The 20,101-nt window shown below is 60.6% G+C and carries 18 protein-coding genes and 1 pseudogene; 9 read left to right on the top strand and 10 right to left on the bottom strand.

Going from position 1 to position 20,101, the window contains the following annotated elements; all coding sequences use genetic code 11:
- Positions 1 to 157 precede the first annotated feature (157 nt).
- Entirely contained in the window at positions 158 to 1,504 is a 1,347-nt protein-coding gene (locus HAP48_RS05915; RefSeq protein WP_166214473.1) for an IS5 family transposase, read from the top strand.
- 137 nt (positions 1,505 to 1,641) lie between these two features.
- A pseudogene (locus HAP48_RS05910) lies at positions 1,642 to 2,987 on the top strand (IS1380-like element ISBdi2 family transposase).
- 104 nt (positions 2,988 to 3,091) lie between these two features.
- On the opposite strand, the gene HAP48_RS05905 reads toward HAP48_RS05910, so the two are convergent.
- The 3 genes from HAP48_RS05905 to HAP48_RS05895 form a co-directional block, all read right to left on the bottom strand.
- Positions 3,092 to 3,478 carry a hypothetical protein gene (locus HAP48_RS05905; protein ID WP_166214474.1) on the bottom strand — a complete coding sequence of 129 codons (387 nt, stop codon included), beginning with the start codon at positions 3,476 to 3,478 and terminating at the stop codon, positions 3,092 to 3,094.
- Positions 3,479 to 3,733: 255 nt separating this feature from the next.
- Positions 3,734 to 5,374 carry a chaperonin GroEL gene (gene groL, locus HAP48_RS05900; protein ID WP_029084837.1) on the bottom strand — a complete coding sequence of 547 codons (1,641 nt, stop codon included), beginning with the start codon at positions 5,372 to 5,374 and terminating at the stop codon, positions 3,734 to 3,736.
- Between the two features lie 78 nt (positions 5,375 to 5,452).
- The gene (locus HAP48_RS05895; RefSeq protein WP_029084836.1) at positions 5,453 to 5,767 is read right to left on the bottom strand and encodes a co-chaperone GroES; all 315 of its coding nucleotides are present in this window, start codon (positions 5,765 to 5,767) and stop codon (positions 5,453 to 5,455) included.
- Positions 5,768 to 6,365: 598 nt separating this feature from the next.
- Here HAP48_RS05895 and HAP48_RS05890 point away from each other — a divergent pair.
- The 5 genes from HAP48_RS05890 to HAP48_RS05870 all read left to right on the top strand — a co-directional run bounded on the left by HAP48_RS05890 (position 6,366) and on the right by HAP48_RS05870 (position 9,373).
- Entirely contained in the window at positions 6,366 to 6,677 is a 312-nt protein-coding gene (locus HAP48_RS05890; protein ID WP_166214475.1) for a GNAT family N-acetyltransferase, read from the top strand.
- Positions 6,678 to 6,851: 174 nt separating this feature from the next.
- On the top strand, positions 6,852 to 7,124 hold the full coding sequence (locus tag HAP48_RS05885) for a PLP-dependent aminotransferase family protein (protein WP_175612358.1): 273 nt from the start codon (positions 6,852 to 6,854) through the stop codon (positions 7,122 to 7,124).
- A 52-nt stretch (positions 7,125 to 7,176) separates the two neighbouring features.
- Positions 7,177 to 8,528 (top strand): IS3 family transposase gene (locus HAP48_RS05880; RefSeq protein ID WP_166208706.1). Its coding sequence is split into 2 segments (ribosomal slippage): positions 7,177 to 7,513 and positions 7,513 to 8,528, totalling 1,353 coding nucleotides; the frame shifts between segments, so codons are not numbered across the junction.
- A 164-nt stretch (positions 8,529 to 8,692) separates the two neighbouring features.
- The gene (locus HAP48_RS05875) at positions 8,693 to 9,013 is read left to right on the top strand and encodes a pyridoxal-dependent decarboxylase (RefSeq protein ID WP_234583745.1); all 321 of its coding nucleotides are present in this window, start codon (positions 8,693 to 8,695) and stop codon (positions 9,011 to 9,013) included.
- 63 nt (positions 9,014 to 9,076) lie between these two features.
- On the top strand, positions 9,077 to 9,373 hold the full coding sequence (locus tag HAP48_RS05870; protein ID WP_224497170.1) for a PLP-dependent aminotransferase family protein: 297 nt from the start codon (positions 9,077 to 9,079) through the stop codon (positions 9,371 to 9,373).
- On the opposite strand, the gene HAP48_RS50700 is transcribed toward HAP48_RS05870, so the two are convergent.
- A complete protein-coding gene (locus HAP48_RS50700) occupies positions 9,320 to 9,895 on the bottom strand; it encodes a LuxR C-terminal-related transcriptional regulator (protein ID WP_166214476.1) in 576 nt (191 codons plus the stop codon). The genes HAP48_RS05870 and HAP48_RS50700 overlap by 54 nt on opposite strands.
- A gap of 1,587 nt (positions 9,896 to 11,482) precedes the next feature.
- On the opposite strand from HAP48_RS50700, the gene HAP48_RS05865 reads away from it, so the two are divergent.
- Both HAP48_RS05865 and HAP48_RS05860 read left to right on the top strand, forming a co-directional pair.
- The gene (locus HAP48_RS05865; protein ID WP_029084834.1) at positions 11,483 to 11,959 is read left to right on the top strand and encodes an Lrp/AsnC family transcriptional regulator; all 477 of its coding nucleotides are present in this window, start codon (positions 11,483 to 11,485) and stop codon (positions 11,957 to 11,959) included.
- A 500-nt stretch (positions 11,960 to 12,459) separates the two neighbouring features.
- A complete protein-coding gene (locus tag HAP48_RS05860) occupies positions 12,460 to 13,107 on the top strand; it encodes an FkbM family methyltransferase (RefSeq protein WP_029084833.1) in 648 nt (215 codons plus the stop codon).
- A gap of 218 nt (positions 13,108 to 13,325) precedes the next feature.
- On the opposite strand, the gene HAP48_RS05855 is transcribed toward HAP48_RS05860, so the two are convergent.
- The 6 genes from HAP48_RS05855 to HAP48_RS05830 all read right to left on the bottom strand — a co-directional run bounded on the left by HAP48_RS05855 (position 13,326) and on the right by HAP48_RS05830 (position 19,778).
- Complete coding sequence (locus tag HAP48_RS05855) at positions 13,326 to 13,508, bottom strand: hypothetical protein (protein ID WP_166214477.1); 183 nt, start codon at positions 13,506 to 13,508, stop codon at positions 13,326 to 13,328.
- A 1,199-nt stretch (positions 13,509 to 14,707) separates the two neighbouring features.
- On the bottom strand, positions 14,708 to 15,919 hold the full coding sequence (locus tag HAP48_RS05850; RefSeq protein ID WP_224496930.1) for an MFS transporter: 1,212 nt from the start codon (positions 15,917 to 15,919) through the stop codon (positions 14,708 to 14,710).
- A 32-nt stretch (positions 15,920 to 15,951) separates the two neighbouring features.
- Positions 15,952 to 16,395 carry a sulfotransferase family protein gene (locus tag HAP48_RS05845; RefSeq protein ID WP_234583949.1) on the bottom strand — a complete coding sequence of 148 codons (444 nt, stop codon included), beginning with the start codon at positions 16,393 to 16,395 and terminating at the stop codon, positions 15,952 to 15,954.
- Positions 16,346 to 16,894 carry a hypothetical protein gene (locus HAP48_RS05840; protein ID WP_224496929.1) on the bottom strand — a complete coding sequence of 183 codons (549 nt, stop codon included), beginning with the start codon at positions 16,892 to 16,894 and terminating at the stop codon, positions 16,346 to 16,348. Before HAP48_RS05840 ends, HAP48_RS05845 begins: the two co-directional genes overlap by 50 nt.
- A 28-nt stretch (positions 16,895 to 16,922) precedes the next feature.
- Complete coding sequence (locus tag HAP48_RS05835; RefSeq protein WP_156929062.1) at positions 16,923 to 18,233, bottom strand: aminotransferase class III-fold pyridoxal phosphate-dependent enzyme; 1,311 nt, start codon at positions 18,231 to 18,233, stop codon at positions 16,923 to 16,925.
- 30 nt (positions 18,234 to 18,263) lie between these two features.
- Positions 18,264 to 19,778 (bottom strand): FAD-dependent oxidoreductase, encoded by a 1,515-nt coding sequence (locus HAP48_RS05830; protein WP_176399260.1) that lies wholly within the window; start codon positions 19,776 to 19,778, stop codon positions 18,264 to 18,266.
- Positions 19,779 to 20,101: the final 323 nt, after the last annotated feature.

The following is a 20,101-nucleotide window of genomic DNA, read 5'->3' as shown; positions in this document are numbered from 1 at the left end:
GAAGCTTCCAGGCGACTGATCTGGAATCGTAATTTGGCTGGAATGACGTTCTGAGATTGCAAGGTTTTGGTGTTTTGCGCATCGGAAGCTTGCAATTTCGTTTTCGAGATTCCCTCGATGGGCGAAGCATGATTCCCTGTCCGCATCGGAGGGCACGATGCGGCCGAAGAAGCACAAAACGACGGGAGCGAACGATTTTTTCCGGGCGCGGCTCGACCAGATCATCAATCTGAAGCACGAGCTGGTCCGGCTCACCGGCAAGATCGATTGGGACTGGATCGACGGCGAGATCGCGCCGCTCTACAGCGAGAACGGCCGGCCGGGGACTGAGACCCGCTTCGTGATCGGGCTGTTGTTGCTCAAGCACATTTACGGGCTGTCCGATGAGGGGGTATGCGAACGCTGGGTCCACGACCCGTATTTCCAGTACTTCACTGGCGAAGAGTTCTTCCAGCACGCATTCCCGCACGAGCGCTCGGACCTGAGCCATTGGCGCAAGCGGCTCGGCGACAGACTGGAACTGCTATTGGCCGAGAGCCTGCGGGTGGCGCACGACGTCGGCGCGTTACGCGGCAAGGACCTTGAGCGGGTCACGGTCGACACCACGGTGCAGCCGAAGGCCATCACCTTTCCGACCGATGCCAAGCTGCTGCATGCGGCGATCCAGGGGCTCAACCGCCTAGCGAGGAAGCACGGAGTGCGGCTGCGGCAATCCTATTCTCGGATCGCCAAGGCCACCGCGATGATGGCGGGACGCTACGCCCATGCCAAACAGTTCAAGCGGCACCAGCGGCAGTTGCGCATCCTGCGCAGCCGCCTGGGCCGGATCATCCGCGACATCCGCCGCAAGATCGAAGGCCAGGATGCGCTCGAAGAGGCGTTCGCACTCCCGTTGAGCCGGGCCACGCAGATCCGCTCGCAGCAGCAGCGCCAGCGCGGCTGGAAGCTGTATTCCTTCCATGCCCCCGAGGTGGAGTGCATCGGCAAGGGCAAGGCCAGCGCGCCTTACGAGTTCGGCGTGAAGGCTTCCATCGTCACCAACAACCGGCCTGCTCCCGGCGGCCAGTTCGTGCTGCACGCCAAGGCGCTGCCCGATAACCCTTACGACGGTCACACCCTGCGGGACGTCATCGACCGAACCGAGACACTCAACGGCTGCGCGATCGAGTGCGCCGTTGTCGACAAGGGATACCGCGGCCATGACGCACAGAACCCGCGCCGCGTCTTCATCTCCGGCCAGAAGCGCGGCGTCTTCGGCACTATCAAGCGCCAGCTGCGGCGCCGCTCCGCTATCGAGCCCGTGATCGGCCATTTGAAGGCTGACGGACACCTCGGCCGCTGCTACCTCAAAGGCCGCGCCGGCGATGCCGCCAACGTCATCCTCTCCGCCGTCGGTTACAACTTCCGCCGCATCCTCGCCTGGCTAAGGGCTCTTTGGTACCTCTTCCTGGCTGCCTTCTTCTCAGTCACCAGCCACCGCACACCACTCAAATCGGCTTCTTAACCGACGACTGGTTAGCCCGTCTTATTCGTCAGAGGGCGCCTGAGAGGCTGGCGAGCGTGGTGTAAAGCGCTGATGCGGCGTAGGATTCGGTTGCAAAGCCAACCCCATCACCTTCAGCCGCGAACACCACGCCCGCCATGACCGACGATACGATTCCGCCCTTCTCGTTTCCAGCCGTTCACGCCAAGAAAGTCACAGCTGCCTTCGATGGCGGTCGGCTGACCTCGAACGGGGGCGTGATGCTTCTGGCGATGGCCGAGCGGCGTCTCGGCTTGGCCGACAATTTGGCCCGGGTGTTCCCGGATCGGCGCGATCCGACGCGGGTCGTGCACAGCCTTGTCGATATGTTCCGCGCGCGCATGTTCGCGATCTGCTGCGGCTACGAGGACGCCGACGACCTCGATCATCTGCGGTCCGATCCCGCATTCAAGCTGGCCTGCGGACGGCTGCCGGAGACGGGTCGCGATCTGTGTTCCCAACCGACGCTGTCGCGGCTGGAGAATGCTCCGCGCCTGCGCGACGTGATCCGACTGACCTACACTTTGGTCGACGCATGGATGGATAGCTACCCGCGCGAGCCGGCATCCGTCACGCTTGACATCGATGATACCTGCGATGTCGTCCACGGCCATCAGCAGCTCTCGCTGTTCAACGCTCATTATGACGAACGCTGCTTCCTGCCGATCCACGTCTACGACACGGAGAAGAGCCGGCCCGTGGCGGTCGTGCTGCGGCCCGGCAAGACGCCGGGCGGCGTCGAGGTGCGTGCCCATCTGCGCCGCCTGATACGGCATATCCGGACGCGGTGGCACAACACGCGAATTACGTTCCGTGGCGACGGGCGCACTATGCTCGGCCGGAGGCAATGGCGTGGTGCGAGACCAACGGCATCGACTACATCTTCGGTCTGTCCGGCACCAAGCCGCTCGCCAGAAAAGTCGACGAGGCCGCCGACGACATCCGCACGCGACGCGCCATCGAGAACCTGCCGGTTCTGCGTGGCTATACCGAGACGCGCCACAAGGCAAAGTCCTGGGATCGCGAACGGCGTACCGTCGCCCGTATTGAGGCGACGATGCTCGGCCTCGACATCCGTTTCGTCGTCACCAGCCTCGATGTCGGCTCGGCCGAGTGGATCTACGACAGCCTGTATTGCGCGCGCGGCCAAGCCGAGAATCTGATCAAGCTGCATAAGACACAGCTCGCCTCCGACCGCACCAGCTGCCGCTCGGCGCTCGCCAATCAAGTCCGCCTCGTTCTCCACACCGCCGCTTATTGGCTGATGCTGACCGTGCGCGACGCGATTCCCAAAGCCCGGGAATTGGCCACAGCCGAGTTCGCGACGCTGCGTCTTCGTCTCTTGAAAATCGCCGCCCGTGTCGTCGAGACCACGAGCCGCATTCGCCTTGCGTTTGCCGCGGCATGTCCCGAAGCCGACCTGATCCGCGGCTTGCCAGGCGCGCTGCTGCCGCTCGGTCCTTGACCGGCGGGGCGTCCGCCCCCCGTTCGCCCAACCTACACCTCAAGCGCGTTGCAAAGTACGGGTCGTCAGGCGGTGAAAAGCCGAAGGCAATCCCGCGCGCCTTGTCAGAGCAGATGTGCGGCCACATCAAGCGGACTACAAAAAGCACTCTCACGAATAGGACGGGTTAGGACATGCAAACACGCACTGCAGATCACAGCTGATGGAGAAGTGCGATCGCCAGCACTGGCCTGTCCCAGCCAAATCGATCTTTCAATCTCCGCCATCTGCCGGCCCCTGCCGGAGCAGGAGTGATAAGAATAAGGCAGGATATTCCCATCGTGCCTTAGGCTGATGATCCAAGGAGATCGTTTGCTGCATTGCAGCTCATCTTTGTTTGCGGACACCACCGCGTCGCCCTTTTCGAGTGCGGTCTCGAAGACCTCTTTAAGCCTGGGATCCAGCAAAATCTCCTCCGCCGCGCTGAAATCCGTAACGGGATGCCAAGTCATGCCTCCGCGAGGCGGTGGCAGGGTGGCGGATTCGAAAGCGTACGCGCATCGCCCCTCGCCAGATTGGCCTTGCTCAATGAATTTTCGTAAGCGACTCAAAAGCGTCCCCAATTGATCTTGAGTATCTCGGCGCAAGCTGCCGATCCAGTTCGAAGCTCGCAAGGGCTGAGGATCATTGCAAGCCCGACCGAAGCCGCAAGAACCCCGGCATTGCTGCCAGGGTTCTGCCAGTCATGGCTGCCGAGAGAGGCTGGATCAGAAGTCCATGCCGCCCATGCCCCCGCCCGGGGGCATTGCGGGCCCGGCCGCAGCCTTCTTCGGCAGCTCGGCGACCATCGCTTCCGTGGTAATCAGGAGTGCAGCAACCGAGGCGGCGTTCTGAACTGCGATGCGCACGACCTTGGTCGGGTCGATGATGCCCTTGGAGACAAGATTGCTGTATTCGCCGGTCTGCGCATCGAAGCCGAAAGAATATTGATCCTTCTCGAGCACTTTGCCGACCACGACCGAGCCGTCTTCGCCAGCATTGATCGCGATCAGGCGGGCAGGCCAGGACAGCGCCTTGCGCACGATCTCGACGCCGGTCTTCTGGTCGTCGTTCTTGGTGCTCAGGCCCTTGAGTTGCCCGGACGCTCGGAGCAGGGCGACGCCCCCGCCAGGCAAAATACCTTCCTCGACGGCCGCGCGTGTGGCGTGCATCGCGTCATCAACGCGATCCTTGCGCTCCTTCACTTCGACTTCGGTCGCGCCGCCGACGCGGATTACTGCTACGCCGCCCGCAAGCTTGGCCAGACGCTCCTGCAGCCTCTCACGGTCATAGTCCGAGGTGGTCTCCTCGATCTGCGCTTTGATCTGGGCAATGCGGGCGTCGATGTCGGCCTTCTTGCCGGCGCCGTTGACGATCGTGGTGTTCTCCTTCTCGATCATCACCTTCTTGGCGCGGCCGAGCATCTGCAGCGTGACATTCTCGAGCTTGATGCCGAGGTCTTCCGAGATGGCCTGGCCGCCGGTCAGGATCGCGATGTCCTGCAGCATGGCCTTGCGGCGATCGCCGAAGCCCGGAGCCTTGACGGCCGCGACCTTCAGGCCGCCGCGCAGGCGGTTGACGACGAGGGTGGCGAGGGCTTCGCCTTCGACGTCTTCAGCGACGATGACCAGCGGCTTTCCGGTCTGCACCACGGCCTCGAGCAGCGGCAGCAGCTCGTTCAGCGAGGAGAGCTTCTTCTCGTTAATCAGGATGTAGGCGTCGTCCATTTCCACGCGCATCTTGTCGGCGTTGGTGACGAAGTAGGGCGAGATGTAGCCGCGATCGAACTGCATGCCCTCGACGACGTCGAGCTCGGTCTCGAGCGACTTGGCTTCCTCGACCGTGATCACGCCCTCGTTGCCGACCTTCTTCATGGCGTCGGCGAGGAACTTGCCGATCTCGGCATCGCCGTTGGCCGAGATGGTGCCGACCTGGGCGATCTCCTCGTTCGAGGTGACCTTCTTCGAGTTTTTCTGGAGGTCCGCAACGACGGCTTCGACCGCGAGGTCGATACCGCGCTTCAGGTCCATCGGGTTCATGCCGGCGGCAACCGACTTGGCGCCTTCGCGAACGATGGCAGCCGCAAGCACGGTCGCGGTCGTGGTGCCATCTCCGGCCGCGTCAGCGGCTTTGGCGGCGACCTCGCGCACCATCTGCGCGCCCATATTCTCGAACTTTTCCTCCAGCTCCACCTCCTTGGCGACCGCGACCCCATCCTTGGTGATGCGCGGAGCGCCGAACGACTTCTCGAGCACCACGTTGCGGCCCTTCGGACCGAGCGTGACCTGAACGGCGTTGGCGAGGATATCGACACCCCGAAGCATGCGATCGCGCGCTTCTACGCCGAATTTGACCTCTTTGGCTGACATAATGATTCCTTCAGTTGTATTTCGACCTTCGGGGCGCCCGGCCGGCACTCTTCGGGGATAAGCAGTGTGAACGATGAACTAGGCGGCCTTCTTTCTTGAGAACACGTCGGTAAGAACGCCCATGACATCGCTTTCCTTCATGATCAATAGCTCTTGGCTGTCGATCTTGACCTCGGTGCCCGACCACTTGCCGAACAGCACGCGGTCGCCGACCTGCACGTCGATCGGGATCAGCTTGCCGGTCTCGTCACGGCCACCCGGGCCAACGGCGATAACTTCGCCTTGCGAGGGCTTTTCCTTGGCTGTGTCGGGAAGGATGATACCGCCAGCGGTCTTCTCTTCTGCGTCGATGCGTTTGACCACGACGCGATCGTGAAGCGGACGGAAATTCATGCAGGCCTCCTGAGCATTTGAACGGGTTGGAGATAGGCACATTGCGAACAGCGCCTTTATAGCAAGAGGCAGGCCAAAGATGAGCTGATTGATCCTGCCTGCAGTTCTGCTAAATCGTACACTTGGCCTGCGCGTATGTTCGTCCGGAAGCAAACGCGCTGGCGTACCCAGCCCGTCAAGCTGTCGTGAAAGTGACATTGCATCTCGTCAAAGCACCAGCATCGATCGTCACGCCTTGGCCTAAATCATGCAGGCTTGGGTCAGCGGCAAGTCAGGCTGGTCAGAGGAGTCCGATGCATGCAGGCTCACGATTGGCAGGGCACTCGAGTGCCAACCCTCGTGATCCGCGGCTCTGCGCTGTTGGGCTTTGGCATCGAAACCGCTTGGACGGATTTGGAAGGAGCAATCATGCAGTCCGCGTCAAAAGAGAACGGGTCTATCAAGATCGTCGGCCCTGCCGACCGTCCGAAGGTCATTGCCGTTCTGACGACAGCCTTTACGACCTGCCTGCTGCTGAGATGGCTATATCCAGAACGGGAGCGCTACTTTCGCCATTTCGCCGGCTTCCTGGAATACTACGCCGGCGATCCCTACATCGATGGAAGTGGCGCGTATCTCGAAGACGGCCAGAAAGGTGCTATTCGAGGAGTTCGGCAAGTATCACCCCGCGGAGCCACACTGGTATTTCACCATGCTGGGCATCGATCCCATGCATCAAGGATCGGGCCGGGGCGGCCGTCTTTTCCAATACGGCCTTGCAATCCTGGACGAGGCGAAAGGCTTGGCATTCAACGAGGCCACCAGTCTCGGGTCGGCACGTCTGTATGAGCGGCTGGGATGGAAGATCGTGGGTGAGGTTCAGGTCGGCAGTTCGCCGCCCATTTTCCCGATGGTGCGCCGTCAGTCTTGATGGACCGTACGCGCGGGCCGGGCCGGGCAGAAGCTTTGTTCTACCCATGAATCAGGATCCGAATAGATCGCAGGGCCGCCGAGTTCGGCCCCTGCAAGACGCGCTCGTCATGTTGCAATCCCAGTATATCAAAAAAGTGGACGAACTGTTCTCCACGATGCAGGAGGCAAATGAATGCTTTCTGGGATACCCGTTCGCGAGGGGATCGACTATGAACCCTTATGGCGCTTCTTGAAGTTCACAGACAACAACCTTGGAGACCCGTTCGAACCAGGAACCTATCGCGTCAACCCGCATACCCTGGAACGGGAAGTTATCGAATTCTTCGCCGAGCTGTTTCGAGCACCGCGGGAATTTCGGGGCTACATCACCAACGGAGGGACGGAAGGTAACATCCACGGTCTTTATCTCGCCCTGTTTGCCGTCAGGGCGTGTGAGACAAATTGAAGGATTTTGCGGAGGGAGGATTTCTGGTTCATCGTAGCCACCAGGAGCGAAGATGAAGCAGAAATCCGGACCGGGCAAAGCGCCGGCAGAACAGGTACTAAGGGACATTCGGCGCCAGACCCGCCGGCAGTATTCGGCGGAAGAGAAGATCCGCATCGTGCTGGAAGGACTGCGGGGCGAGGAGAACATCTCCGAGCTCTGCCGGCGTGAGGGCATTGCCGCCTCAATGTATTACGGCTGGTCGAAGGAGTTCCTCGAAGCCGGTAAGCGCCGCCTGGCGGGCGATACGGCGCGTGCGGCGACCTCCGGCGAGGTGACGGATCTCCGTCGTGAGACGGCCGCATTGAAGGAAGTCGTGGCCGACCTCACCCTTGAGAACCGCCTACTCAAAAAAAGCATGAACGGGGATGGGGAGGACGAGGCATGAGATATCCTGCGTCCGAGAAGGCCGAGATCATCCAGTTGGTCGAGCAGTCGCACCTGCCGGCCAAGCGCACGCTGGACAAGCTCGGGATCCCACGCGCCACGTTTTATAGATGGTATGATCGCTATCGTGATGGCGGCGTCGAGGCGCTGGCTGACCACCGGTCTCGACCTGACCGGATATGGAATCGCATCCCCGACGATGTGCGGGGCCAGATCATCGACCTGGCGCTGGAGCTGCCCGAGCTGTCGCCGCGCGAGCTGGCCGTGCGGTTCACCGACGAACGGAAGTATTTTGTCTCCGAGGCATCGGTCTATCGGCTGCTGAAGGCGCATGACCTCATCACCAGCCCCGCCTATGTGGTGATCAAGGCGGCGAACGAGTTCAAGGACAAGACCACCGCCATCAACCAGCTCTGGCAGACCGACTTTACCTACCTCAAGATCACCGGCTGGGGCTGGTACTACCTGTCGACCGTGCTCGATGACTTCTCGCGTTACATCGTCGCCTGGAGGCTTGGTCCCACGATGTGTGCCTCCGACGTCACGGCCACACTCGACCAGGCACTCGCGGCCTCCGGCCTTGACCACATCACCGTCGCGCACCGGCCGAGGCTTCTCAGCGACAATGGTTCGAGTTACGTCGCGGACGATCTGGCCAGGTGGCTCGAACACAAGGGCATGCAGCACGTGCGCGGCGCTCCGTATCATCCCCAAACCCAGGGAAAGATCGAGCGCTGGCATCAGACCCTGAAGAACCGCATTCTGCTCGAGAACTATTATCTACCTCACCACCTCGAACGGCAGATCGGCGCCTTCGTCGAGCATTACAACCACGTCCGCTATCATGAGAGCATCAAAAACCTGACCCCGGCTGACGTCTACTTCGGCAGAGCCGAGACCATCCTAACCGAACGACAGCGCATCAAGCGTGAGACCATCGCAAACCGCCGCTTGCAGCACCAACTGCAGGCCGCTTAAACTCCAACAACAGATGAGCCAGAGCCTCCCTTCTCGAAAAGCCTGATTAGTCTCAAATTATCTGACGACGGACAATCTCGCCCGTGAGCTCTATCCGGATGCTGTGACGTATTTCTCGTCTGATACCCATTACAGCGTGAGCTCTGCTCGGGGTTGAGCACCGCGTGGTTCGTTCGCAGCCAAATGGAGAGATCAGCTATGACCATCTGGCGCAGGAAGCGGCTCGTGAAAGGCCCGCCGTCGTGGTGGCAAACATAGGCACCACCATGAAGGAAGGCAGGGACGATACGCTCAAGATACGCGCCGTGCTTCGCGATGTCGGTATTGACGCTATCTACGTTCACTCCGACGCGGCACTATGCGGGGCATACGCGGCTCTCTTGAGCCCGAGGCCGCATGTCGATTTCGCGGATGGAGCGGACTCGGTTACGGTCAGCGGACATGAGTTCCTTGGCGCGCCAAGGCCCTGCGGTATCGTTCTCTAGCGTAAAATTCATGCTCAGCGTATCGAGCGTTCTATCGATTACATCGGGAGCTTCGACGCGACCTTGAGTGGCTCGCGTAATGCCTATACACCGATCATCCTTTGGTATGCGATCCGTCGTCTGGGTGTCGAGGGCATCAAACAAATGTTTGTTGAATGCGAACAGCTTGCCGCCTATGCAGCCAGGGAACTCAATGCCCGAGGCGTCAGCGCCTGGCGTAATCCTAATGCGCTTACGGTCGTCTTTCCTGCTGTCGATGAGTGTATCAAGGCTAAATGGCAAATTGCGACTCAGGACGTAAGCCATTTAGTCGTTGCGCCAGGGACGACCAAGAGTCAAATCGACGCGCTGAGGCAGTGAGCAACAGCGGCTGATGATCGTCCTCGAGCTGACACCGCTGTGCTGCTTTGCACGCGGGATTTTGGTGCTCTCGGGCGAATGCGTGTTCTGCGTTGCACGGCTGCAATCTGCGGCGATGCCAAGCGGAGCTGATGGTCGGCCCGCATTGGCCCGATCCGTCGTCGACGCTCGCTCCACCCACGCCGATTCAACTGTGCTGCGGGAGTTCCTCCCTCGTGTATGGTGAAAGATGGCAACGCCTTGGCAATACGCGCCCTGGAGCAGCGTGTTCTCGCGTGTTTTGTGGGCTGAGAGAGCCATAAGCAACTTCAGCCGGCCCCCTATTTGCAAGCGGGGCGATGCAGTCGGCAAAATGCGTTTCAGGCGCGCTCGATCTGACGATCGGTCCGTGCGCGGCGAGACGAACATCTGCTGTGCGATTTGCGGATTTGACGCGCCGGTTGCAACCAGATGCAACACTTGGATCTCTCTGAGCGAGAGATCGTATGGCCACGAAATCTGCTCCTCGGTGACCACGACCATGGTATGCTGGCAGGGTATAATTGAGACGTGATGGCATTGGCCGCTGTCATCGCTCCACAGGAAGCGTCGCGGGGCCCAGTGCCTAAGCATTTCCGCGAGCAGTTTGCACCCCCTTCGCCCAGATGTCGACCCGCTGCACGTGCCAGCAAGTTGAAAGCGGCGCCACTTGAAGAAATCACCAACGCAAACGAGTTAGGAGCCACGCCTCCTGCGAGTAGAGGGGGCGTTCTCAGCCGGTCGCAGAGCTCGGCCAGAATGGGACGAAATCGCTGAGTGATGTCCTTGGGCTCATCCGTTGCCTCCGCTGATGTAGTCCACTTCATTGGAAAGCACCGACGTAGCGGCAGTCCGACAACCGCAAGCACATCGTCGAGCCCTCGTACCGATGGAATGAGAAATTCGCGCGCCGTCAGAGTCTCGGGAAACCAAAGGTTCCAGTCTCGCTCACAATCGCGCCACCTGAGCGAGCGCGGATCATCCTGATGCGCAATGGTGAAGGCAGGATTGTCTTTGACGAAATCATCATTGATGTGATCGAGCAGCTTCTCGGAGTAACCGTCACTTGCGAGTGTCTGATGCAGATGAGTCTGCGATAGCGGATCCCAAGTACTCAAAGTAAAAGCGGAACACTGCACCAAGGTCCTATCAATCAGTTGCGCGCGTGGATCGACGGATGCCGCATCCCACGGAACGATCACCGAGCTCTCTAAATGTGCTCTCACCGAGTCCCCCTTAAGATATCATTGCGGAAGGAGCCAGCCGGTCACGCTCGGTCGATGTTACGTTGCGTTTTGGGCGGCTGTCGCGCCGCCTTGTTGCTCTCAGCGCTCCTAGCGGCTCGTTGTTTTAGCCAGCTTACGACAGTTAATATTCGTTCGCACCGGCTATTGGACTGCCCGGGGCCGTCGAAGGTTAGGTCGGTTGTCCGAGATGGGCTTTCCCACTAGCTCACCAGCTGTTCGACGACGTCCTCGCCAGGCGAATAGAGCGGGCGTTACACGCGCGCATTGGGCGAGACAAGCTGTTCGCCAGCGCAGTCCGTCCTGTGCGGCGCTGCTACTGGCTTCGCAAAATCGGTCAACTGATGTATTGAAGCAAGGTGCGGCGCGTCCGAAGCTTGGTCATCGCAGCATCTTGGTCTCGCGATGTCTAAACCGGCGCTGCGGTGAAAAGGTCTGCGATAGAGCGCATCATGTACGCAATGGGTGTGAAGGGAGATCAGTCGGGCAAGGCACGAAGAGACAACAATGCGCTACTGCTCTGAAACTCTCGGAATTAGCATCGTCAAACGATGCGCCGTCTGTAATGGTCAGTTCGGACTGGTCCGGTACTACTCATGGCGGACCTCTCTTTGTTCAAGGAAGTGCCTCGATCGCCTGCGCGCCCGCCGGCAAGCCGACCGCAGCTGGCTGAGCAAGCTCGTCGCTCGAAAATCAACAAAGCGAGCGGGCGTGCGAGCCGAGCTGGTCTGACGCCCTACCGCTCCCCGCTTGAACGATCTGATCACGTATTGGAAGGGCAGGGCTCAAGCGAGGGGCCGGGTTTGGTCGTGGAAAAACCTGCTCGCCCGTTGATCCCGCCAGAACCATGAAACTTGACAGAACTGATGCCCGCCTTCTTGACTTACTGCAAAGAAACAACCGTCTGAGCAGTGAAATACTCGGCGCGAAGGTCGGGTTGTCGGCCTCTGGCGTTCAGCGCCGACTGAAGCGCCTGCGAGCACTGCGCGTAATCGAAGCGGACGTCTCAATCATTTCTCCGAAAGCAATCGGACCAAACGTGACCCTGCTGGTCCTCGTCTCACTTCACCGGAATCGAGCCGACATCGTTGATCGCTTCAAGCGCACAATCTGCAAAATGACTGAGGTGATGAGCGGATTCTATGTCACCGGTCAGGCCCACTTCGTCCTGCTCGTTACCGCAGATAATCTGGAGGAGTACGAGCAATTTACCCGCCGCCTCTCTCATGAAAATCCGGACATAGAGCGCTTCGAAACCATGGTGGTTATGGATAGGGTCAAGGCAGGCTTTACCTTGCCAATTTCTTCGATCGCATGCTGGTGATCGCCCGATACCGTTCGAACGGAGGCCGACGCTCGTTCAGTTCATCACAATTATCATCTATGCGGAGTGAACGTCGATCAGTAGCCTTTCCTGGAGCGGCCGCAGTCGCCCGTGGCCGCTCCCGGTACCTGGTGCCCGAAGGTGGTATCAAGACTGGTGACAATCAGACCACAATCCGTTCGGCGCGGGTCTTTATCGCCTTGCGAAGCCAGATCGCGATGCAGTGGTCAAAGGGCCACTCGCAAATCGCCTATGCCACCGCGAAGATCGCGTTCCAGATGGCGCCCTCGAGAGCACGCCGCGGCCCGCTTCGCAAGACAAGCCGGCAGTGGCGGCAGCATCATCCCTCGCCACGCTCGAGCGAAAGAGAGCGGCATCCGCGACTGCTCGCGCGCCGGCATATGAATTATATACGTTGATATACGTTGTGCTGGGATGTCTGACGTGTGATTGCGCGTCTAGGACAAAGTGTCAACGGAGTTCCAATGGAAAAACAACCCGTGTCTTCTGTGGACGTACATCAGCATATTCTATCACTTCTTGGGATGTCCAATCCAGTGATCTTGGATATCGGCTGCAATGACGGAACCGATACGGCACATTTTCTCACCCTGTGCCCACAAGCTCAGCTTTACTGCTTTGAGCCGGACCCCCGAGCGATCGCGCGTTTCAAGAAGAAGCTCGGTCCACATCTCGATAAGGTGAAGCTGCTTGAAATTGCGATCAGCGAACGAAACGGGACGATCGACTTCCATCCAAGCAATGCAGATGGAGATGCAAAGGAATGGGACCTCTCTGGCTCAATACGCCGCCCGAAGAACCATCTTACCGAGTATGATTGGGTTCGCTTCGACCGTCCCTTCTCGGTTGAAACTCGACGGCTCGACGATTGGTGCAGCGAAGCTGGACTGAACACGGTCGATTTCATCTGGATGGACGTTCAAGGAGCCGAGGCCGATGTCATCGCCGGTGGCGTGCAGACGTTAAGCAACACGCGCTTCATCTACACGGAATATAGCGATCGCGAGCTCTACGAGGGGCAGCTGTCCCTGCAAGCCATTCTCGACCTATTACCATCATTCGAAGTGGCGGCTCATTATCCCCGCGAAGTGGAGGGTGACGTATTGCTGAAAAATACGCAATTCTAGCTGCCATATCCGGCAGCCCCGTTCGTCGGTGAAAGAGCTTGCCCCAGATTTATGTAGCACATTGTTGTGTAACAGCGATCGATCGGGCAAGCGGGCTCGTTGCCTCGTGGCTTCGCTCGCTACATGTCCTTTGACGTTCTCGGTTGTTGCCGTTGCACGGGCTTACGGACGGGAGATGCATGAGACTCCCGTGAGAATTGCTGAGTTGCTGATAATCGCTATTTTGATATATCGGCGCTGGGAGTGACGTCGCGGATAGCCGCGCGAGCCGTTTCAGATGCTTGAATCAGCTCCATCAGCCGGCGCTCATACTGTTTAAGCGTCTGAACGGCTGCTGTATGCTCTGGGCCTCTAGGAAGCTGCTGCACGGATTCGAACAACTGCCAAAGCAGCTGCATCATGTCTCGTAGTTCCTTGAGCCGCGCCAGTGTTGTCACCCGGTCAACCTTGCTCTAATTGCTCCAATGCGAAGACGGGCTGAAGCATCGGCGTTCGATCCGGTCAACACCGCAGATAGGAAGACGTGAGATCGGTAAAAAGGGTCGTTGTTCCCCGCCGGATGCAGTTTGTCGCACGATCGTCTCCGTTGGTTAGCTTCTTTCTCGCGGTTGTTTCAGTCCTGCCGTCTCGCTCATGATCCTGGCGGGAACCATTCAGTCTGCTGTACAGAGGCAAATGTTGAGCGAGGGTTTTGCAACGACCGTGCCATCAGCTCGATCCAAATAGCCTACGGATCTGAGAATGCTAGAGCATGATGAGATTAGGTTGAGCTGGAGCGGCGTCGAAAGTTCACCGCTCCCTTGGGAGAGGTCGATTTGCGTAGCAAATCGGGTGAGGGGTTGCGGTCTACCGAGAGAGCCAAGAGCCCTCACCCGGATTGCACCGGACGATGCTTCGCATCGCCGAGCGCAATCCGACCTCTCCCCGACGGGGAGAGGTGAACCGCAACCGCGGCGATCCGATTCAACCAATACTCATCCCGCTCTAGGTTCGTGGTTGTTGCGGATCCGACATCGCCTCGGCGCCCCGGCCTGTTAGTGTCCATACAGCATCAATGGATTCCAAAGCACCGGCTTTGGCTCTGAGCGTTGTGTTGCGACGCGTGCAATACGCGCTGGTCCTTGGCGCCGGAAAGCTCGCTCACAGCTGCTCTAGGTTAGTACATTGAGAGTCGTGGCGGCCGCCATCAGGGTCGCTGATCAGATGGACCTGCGCTGCCACTTCGGCGAGATAGCGATCCATCGCCGTTCGTGCCGTGGCGGTGCCGGGGTGGGCGGAAGTTCACGCAGCTTCTGTTAGTGACTGGTCCACAGGTATGTCTCGCGGGCATCAGAATCGCGGCCAATCAAAAACCGGCGCTCCAGCGCGGCAAGCAATCCGATCGGGCGCCCCCTCGGATTGTCCATACAGGACACCATGAAACGGTCGCGAAGTGCGAGGCCGAGCAGATCGAAGGCCTCTCCAGAACAAAAGACGGACGCGCGCGTCGGCCCGCTAGCTGACAGGGGCGGGAATGTTGATCCGCCACACCGTCAGCCGACCCGGTTGCCGATCAAGATCGCCAAATTCTTTGATGTGATGCGCCGGTCCGTCGTGTCGGTTACACACGCAAGCTGCGCGTGCGGCGCAGCGGGGAGCGCCAAATCCAAACTATCGAGGCGGCGCCAAGCAGGCTGCTCGCAAGCAACGTAATGCGTAAGCCTGTTGCCGCAGCGACTGCGCCACCGGCCAGCGCACCCAATGACGCCAGTCCCCACACCACGCTGCGGATGCTCGCATTGGCCCGGCCTTGCAAGCGTTGCGCGACCAACGCGTATCGAAGGGGAACCTGCTGCACATTGTAGATCCCCTGGCCGATCCACAGAATGAATTGGGAGAGCGAAACGCATGCCACCGCGGCCCACCGGGGTTCGGTGATCAGGGTGGCCAAACTCATGCCCACGGTGCTCACGGCCAAACCGACCATTAACACCGGGCCGATGCCGATTGCCCGGCCGGCCGAGGGCGAGCTAGCCGCGCCGACCACACCACCAAGCGCGCCGGTTCCGAGCACCACGCCGACGATCCGGCTGTCGAATCCGAGATCCTTGGTCAGATGCAACAGAAAGGCTGCAGAATATGCGGTATGGCAAAAGATTAACGTGGCGGTGGCTAAAGTGACCGCCCTCAAGATCGGATTGCCGAACACGCCCGCCAGCCCCTCAGCCACTTGGCAGAGTACCGCGCACGAGGCGGCTGTTGAGCGCCCAGCGGACCGCATCGGCACCAGCAACAGCAACGCGGCGGCAAGCAGAAACGAGACAGAGTCTGCCAGGATCGCGGTCGGTGCGGAGAGCGCGTTGACGAGCCAGCCGGCCAGGAATGGACCTGCCGCCATCGCGATCGCCTGGCTGAGCTCCAATGAACTCTGCGCCCGCACCAGCCGGGAGCGGTCTACCACTATCGGTATGCACGCCAGATATGCCAGGTCGGCGATCACCGCGACACCCCCAACCAGCAGGCTGGTCGCGTACAGCTGGACCATTCCAAGATGTCCAAGGCCCACGGACAACGGAATCGTCGCCAGTGTTGCCGCCATCACGACGTTGGCGGTCAAAAGGATTCGTCGGTGCGGGAGACGGTCCACGATGACTCCGGCGAACAGGCTCAGCATCAGACACGGCGCCCGACTGCAGGCCAGCAGCACCCCCGTCTGCGCCGGTCCCGCGTCCAGGGGGGTGATTGCGGTCAGCGGTAGCGCCAGCATGGTGACGTTGGAGCCCAGCAGCGAAATGGTCTGGCCGACCAGCAGCGCAAGATAGCTGCGCGGCAACCCGCCAATCACGGCGGAACAGTTCCGGCGACTCACGCGTCGCCAGACGGGCTTGCAAGCGGCAAATAGCCGAGGCGGACCAGCTCACTTCCGGCGATCTGCTCGAACTTCGCAATCTGGGCTCGCGTCAGATCCTTGGTGTAACGACCCACCCGGCCTTGGTGCAGCGGCTTTCCCGCAGCCTCGGCCGCCGGGTGGCCGTGCGGTTGTTCGAACAATGCGTGCTCGTATTCGGCGTGACGCAGCACGGCCTCGTCCCAAGGCAAGCCGAGATGGTCCAGGATTCGGGTCAGCGTGGGCCGAGGACTGCCCACAAGATCCTCGTAACGCACCTCCAGATAGCGACCGGGCGGCACGATCTGATGCGGCCGGGATACCACGTCAAACCAGCCGCACGCGGCCTCGGCCACAGTCCGGTACCCCCAATCAGGAACGGTTTTCAGATGCGAGGCAGCAACGTCGCGCCCGTCGCGCACGATATGCACGAAATGCGCGTGCGGCCATAGCCTGGCGAAGTCGTCGATCTGGGCGATCTTGCGCTGCGGTTTTCAATCCCCAGCGCCGAGCGCCGCTGCGCGTCCTGCGCAACTCGCCCATCTCGTTGATTAGCTTGCATCGGTCGGTGAGTGAAACAATGTCGCTGCCCAAATCGAGCATGACCTTGCTGACGAGCTCGCGCAGGTCATTGACGTCCAGACCGAACCGGCGGCATTGCACCACAAAATGCACGCCGTCGTACCAGAACGGATCGATCGCGCTCTTGGTCGTGCCCGTGACCCGCGGATCTCCAGCGGCAAGCAGGTCCGTCGCATGTAGAATGTGCGGGCCGAGATTGGGCGGCTCAAGGAAGTCGATCTCCGGCCCGGCTACCAGATCAAGATGCGAGTCAAGCACCACGCTCAACAAGGTCGTGCCCGACCGGTTCTCGCCGCCGAGCAGCACGGGGGATGTGGAAAATGGATCGGGCTGCGGCATGTGAGTATCCTCTGTTGGAAATCCGTTCTCATTCATGGGCTGGTGCAGTGAACCAGCGCCGAACTGCCTCAGGGCTCGCAACGAAGTGATCACCGGCAAACCGTATGGCGGCTGCAAGTCGATCCCGCTCGCCATTGCTGCTGTCCACCCGCGACTGCGCAGCCGGCAAGGCCTCTGCAGCTGCTTCAATAGCCGCCTGCACGTCGGCGTTCGACACCGCCGCGGACGGCATGAAGCGGCCGCCATATTGCATGAGGAAGCCTCGCGCCCACATCTGCTGGAAGAACGCCTGACCAAGCTCCGCGTCGGCAAAAACGACGTCGAACATGGTCGGCCATGCGAACGACCATGCTGCGACTTGCCGGCTCGCGAAGACCGCATTGAGTCCCTTGATCAGTTGCTCGCCAACCTCGCGCATCCGGGCCAGCGCGGTCCCGTCGCGTAGCGCGTCCAACGTACTCAGCGCGGCCGCGAATGGAGTGACCTCGCGCTGATAGGTGTTGCCCATGTAGGTCTTTTCGCCGGAACTGAGGACATCCGCCCGACCCGCGACCGCGGACAATGCCATTCCGTTCGCCAGTCCTTTGCTCAGCGTAATCAGATCAGGCGTGAGGCCGACCGCCATGTGGTAGCCTCCGAAGGCGTAGCGGAATCCGGTCATCACTTCATCGACAATGAGCAAGGCGCCATGCCGATGCACCTGCCTCTGCAGCTCCTTATGGTATTCGGGCGGGAAGAAGTTGACCTCCGGCGTGATGATCACTGCCGCAACGCGCTCGACGCTGGCGAGCTCGTCGAGCAAGTCGAGGTCATAGCGGAAGTCCACGCTGTCCCGGTCGCGGTTAGGCAGCCCCATATCCGGTCGGTCCTGCAACTGCCAGTCGTGCCAGCCGTGATATCCGCTGGTGAGCACACGGTTCACGCCCGTGAACGCGCGGGCAAGGCGAACCGCAGCACTGGTAGCGCATGAGCCGGTGCGGAAGAACACCGCGCGTTCCGCGATCGGGAATATCTCAGCCAGCCGTTCGGCCAGTTCGATCCGGTGCACAGATAGCGGCCCGGGGAGGATGCCGCCGGTCCGGCGCATCTCAGCGGCGGCGTGCGCAACGACCGGCTCGTATCCGGCTCCTAGCGGCGCGGCCCCGCTACAGGACGTGAAATCGACATATTGCTTTTCATTGATATCCCACGCATGCGCGCCGGACGCGCGGGCCATCACGACCGGAAAGCGCCTGTTGAGATCCCATCTTTCCGAGGCGGTGACGCGGAGGGCGCGGCGCAGTGCGGATTTCGGCCCGTCGGTCGCGGCCACGGTACGACTAGGTATGTTGGTCGACAAGACCGGTCTCCGTTTGATGATCCACGCTCGTTAGATCAGCTGCGTGACTATTCTTCGAGCGATCCGCAGCGCGTTCGCCTGGATCGTGAAGGTCGGGTTGACGCCTCCCGCATAGGGGAAGAAGCCCCCATCCGCGACGTAGAGGTTGTCAATGTCGTGTACCCGGCCCCAGCGGTCGACCACCGATTGTGCCGGGTCGATCCCGGCCCGACAGCCGCCATGCAGATGCCCGCTGCCGAACTGATAGCCGGAATCTTGGTAATCGACCTTTTCCACGCCGGCCTCGGCCAGCAAGCTCGACGCGCGTCGTGACAGATAGCCTAATCGGCGTTTGTCCAGCGGATGGGTCGAGTAATCGAGAATGATCTTCTCTAAACCCAGCCGGTCCCGACTGGCGGCCAATCGGACGGCATTGTTGCGCATGGGCTGGTCGGCCGCCAGGAAATGCAGCCGTACGTTTGTCTCTCCGTGGTGGCCCGTGTGCTGAGCTCCACTGGCTTCGTAGATCATTCCGCCCAGTCCCGACGGCACCTCGTCGTCCAGGTAGTGATCGGATATCGCGACGGTGGAAAATGGGCCGCCAGAGGGGGGCGTGGAGAGCTGATCTATCCTGGTGCTGCCCGACACGTAGCCGCTGATCTTAAACGAGATGCCACCGCCGACCATACCAGAGGCATTGCCGATGCCGTTCGGCGCTGCCCGCTGCCTCGAACGGAGCAGCAGGGCCGCGGACTGCACTGCGTTGCCGGCGAGCACCACGCAGCGGGCGCGAACCCGGGCGCGTCGTCTGCTTAGCGTGTCGAGCCATTCTACCGAGTCCGCGCGGCTGACACTGGCCAGATCGATACTTACTGCCCTGCTGCCCGGAGCGACCGTCAGTGCGCCAGGCGGCAGGGTGACATCTGTGAATGGCGAGCGCGCATCGGCTCGCGCGCCGGTTGGGCACAGATGTTCGTTACAGGGACGGTCGCAATGACAGGCTGGCCGGTTGCGATATGGCAGTGAGTTGATTGCCAATGGGGTGGGGAACGGCAGCCGGCCCAGGCGCTTGGCCGCATCGGCAATCAACCGCCCCTGCGTGCTGTACTCATGGGGCGGCAGAATGGGAGGATCGCTCGGCGGCTCGAGCCGGTCCGCGCCGGCCAGACGGGCCACTCCCATCCGCCGTTCGAGTTCCTCATAGAAGGGGCGCAGTTCGGCGTAGTCGATCGGCCAGGCCGGGTCGAGTGCATCTCCAGCGGTATGCGCTCGTGCGTCAAAATCGATGATGCGATAACGGAAGGCTATTCCGGCATACAAAGTCATTCCACCGCCGAGCGCACAGACGGTCCACGGACGACCGAACGGAGTCAACGTACCTGCCGCAGACCGAACCAAGGCGGTATCCATGCGACTTTGGACGCTCGCCAGCGAGGCGTCGGGAGGAAGCGCCTGACCTGCCTCAAGGAGGAGCACTCGCAAACCGCTTTGGGCGATCTCGTAGGCGACCATCGAGCCGCTGGCGCCGCTCCCGATCACGCATACATCAACGGCATCGGCCGTCATTGTCTCACCCTCTGCCAATAGGCCGGCGATACGCAATCCCGACCTATTCAATATTCGGCAACTGCCGTGACAGCTGCCATCGTCAGCGTTGAACGTACGCTAGGTCTCCGCGACCGCCACAGACTACCGGTGTGGCTTCGCCCGTTTGCCAAAGGATCGTCGCGAACACCTCGGCATCGTACAATGTGACGCTACGTTCGATTCAAGCCTCTTCGCTGGTAAACGCATGAATATGATCACGAGGCCCTTCCAGGAGCTACGAGAATATCGAAGAGAACGAGCATGCTTGAAGTCGTGATCCACCAGCAACCTGTACGCCTGGT

Origin of the sequence: Bradyrhizobium septentrionale, assembly GCF_011516645.4 — a bacterium.
In the GTDB taxonomy this organism is placed as follows: Bacteria; Pseudomonadota; Alphaproteobacteria; order Rhizobiales; family Xanthobacteraceae; genus Bradyrhizobium; species Bradyrhizobium septentrionale.
The sequence above is the reverse complement of the archived record's forward strand: the minus strand, read 5'-3'. Positions and strand labels throughout refer to the sequence as shown.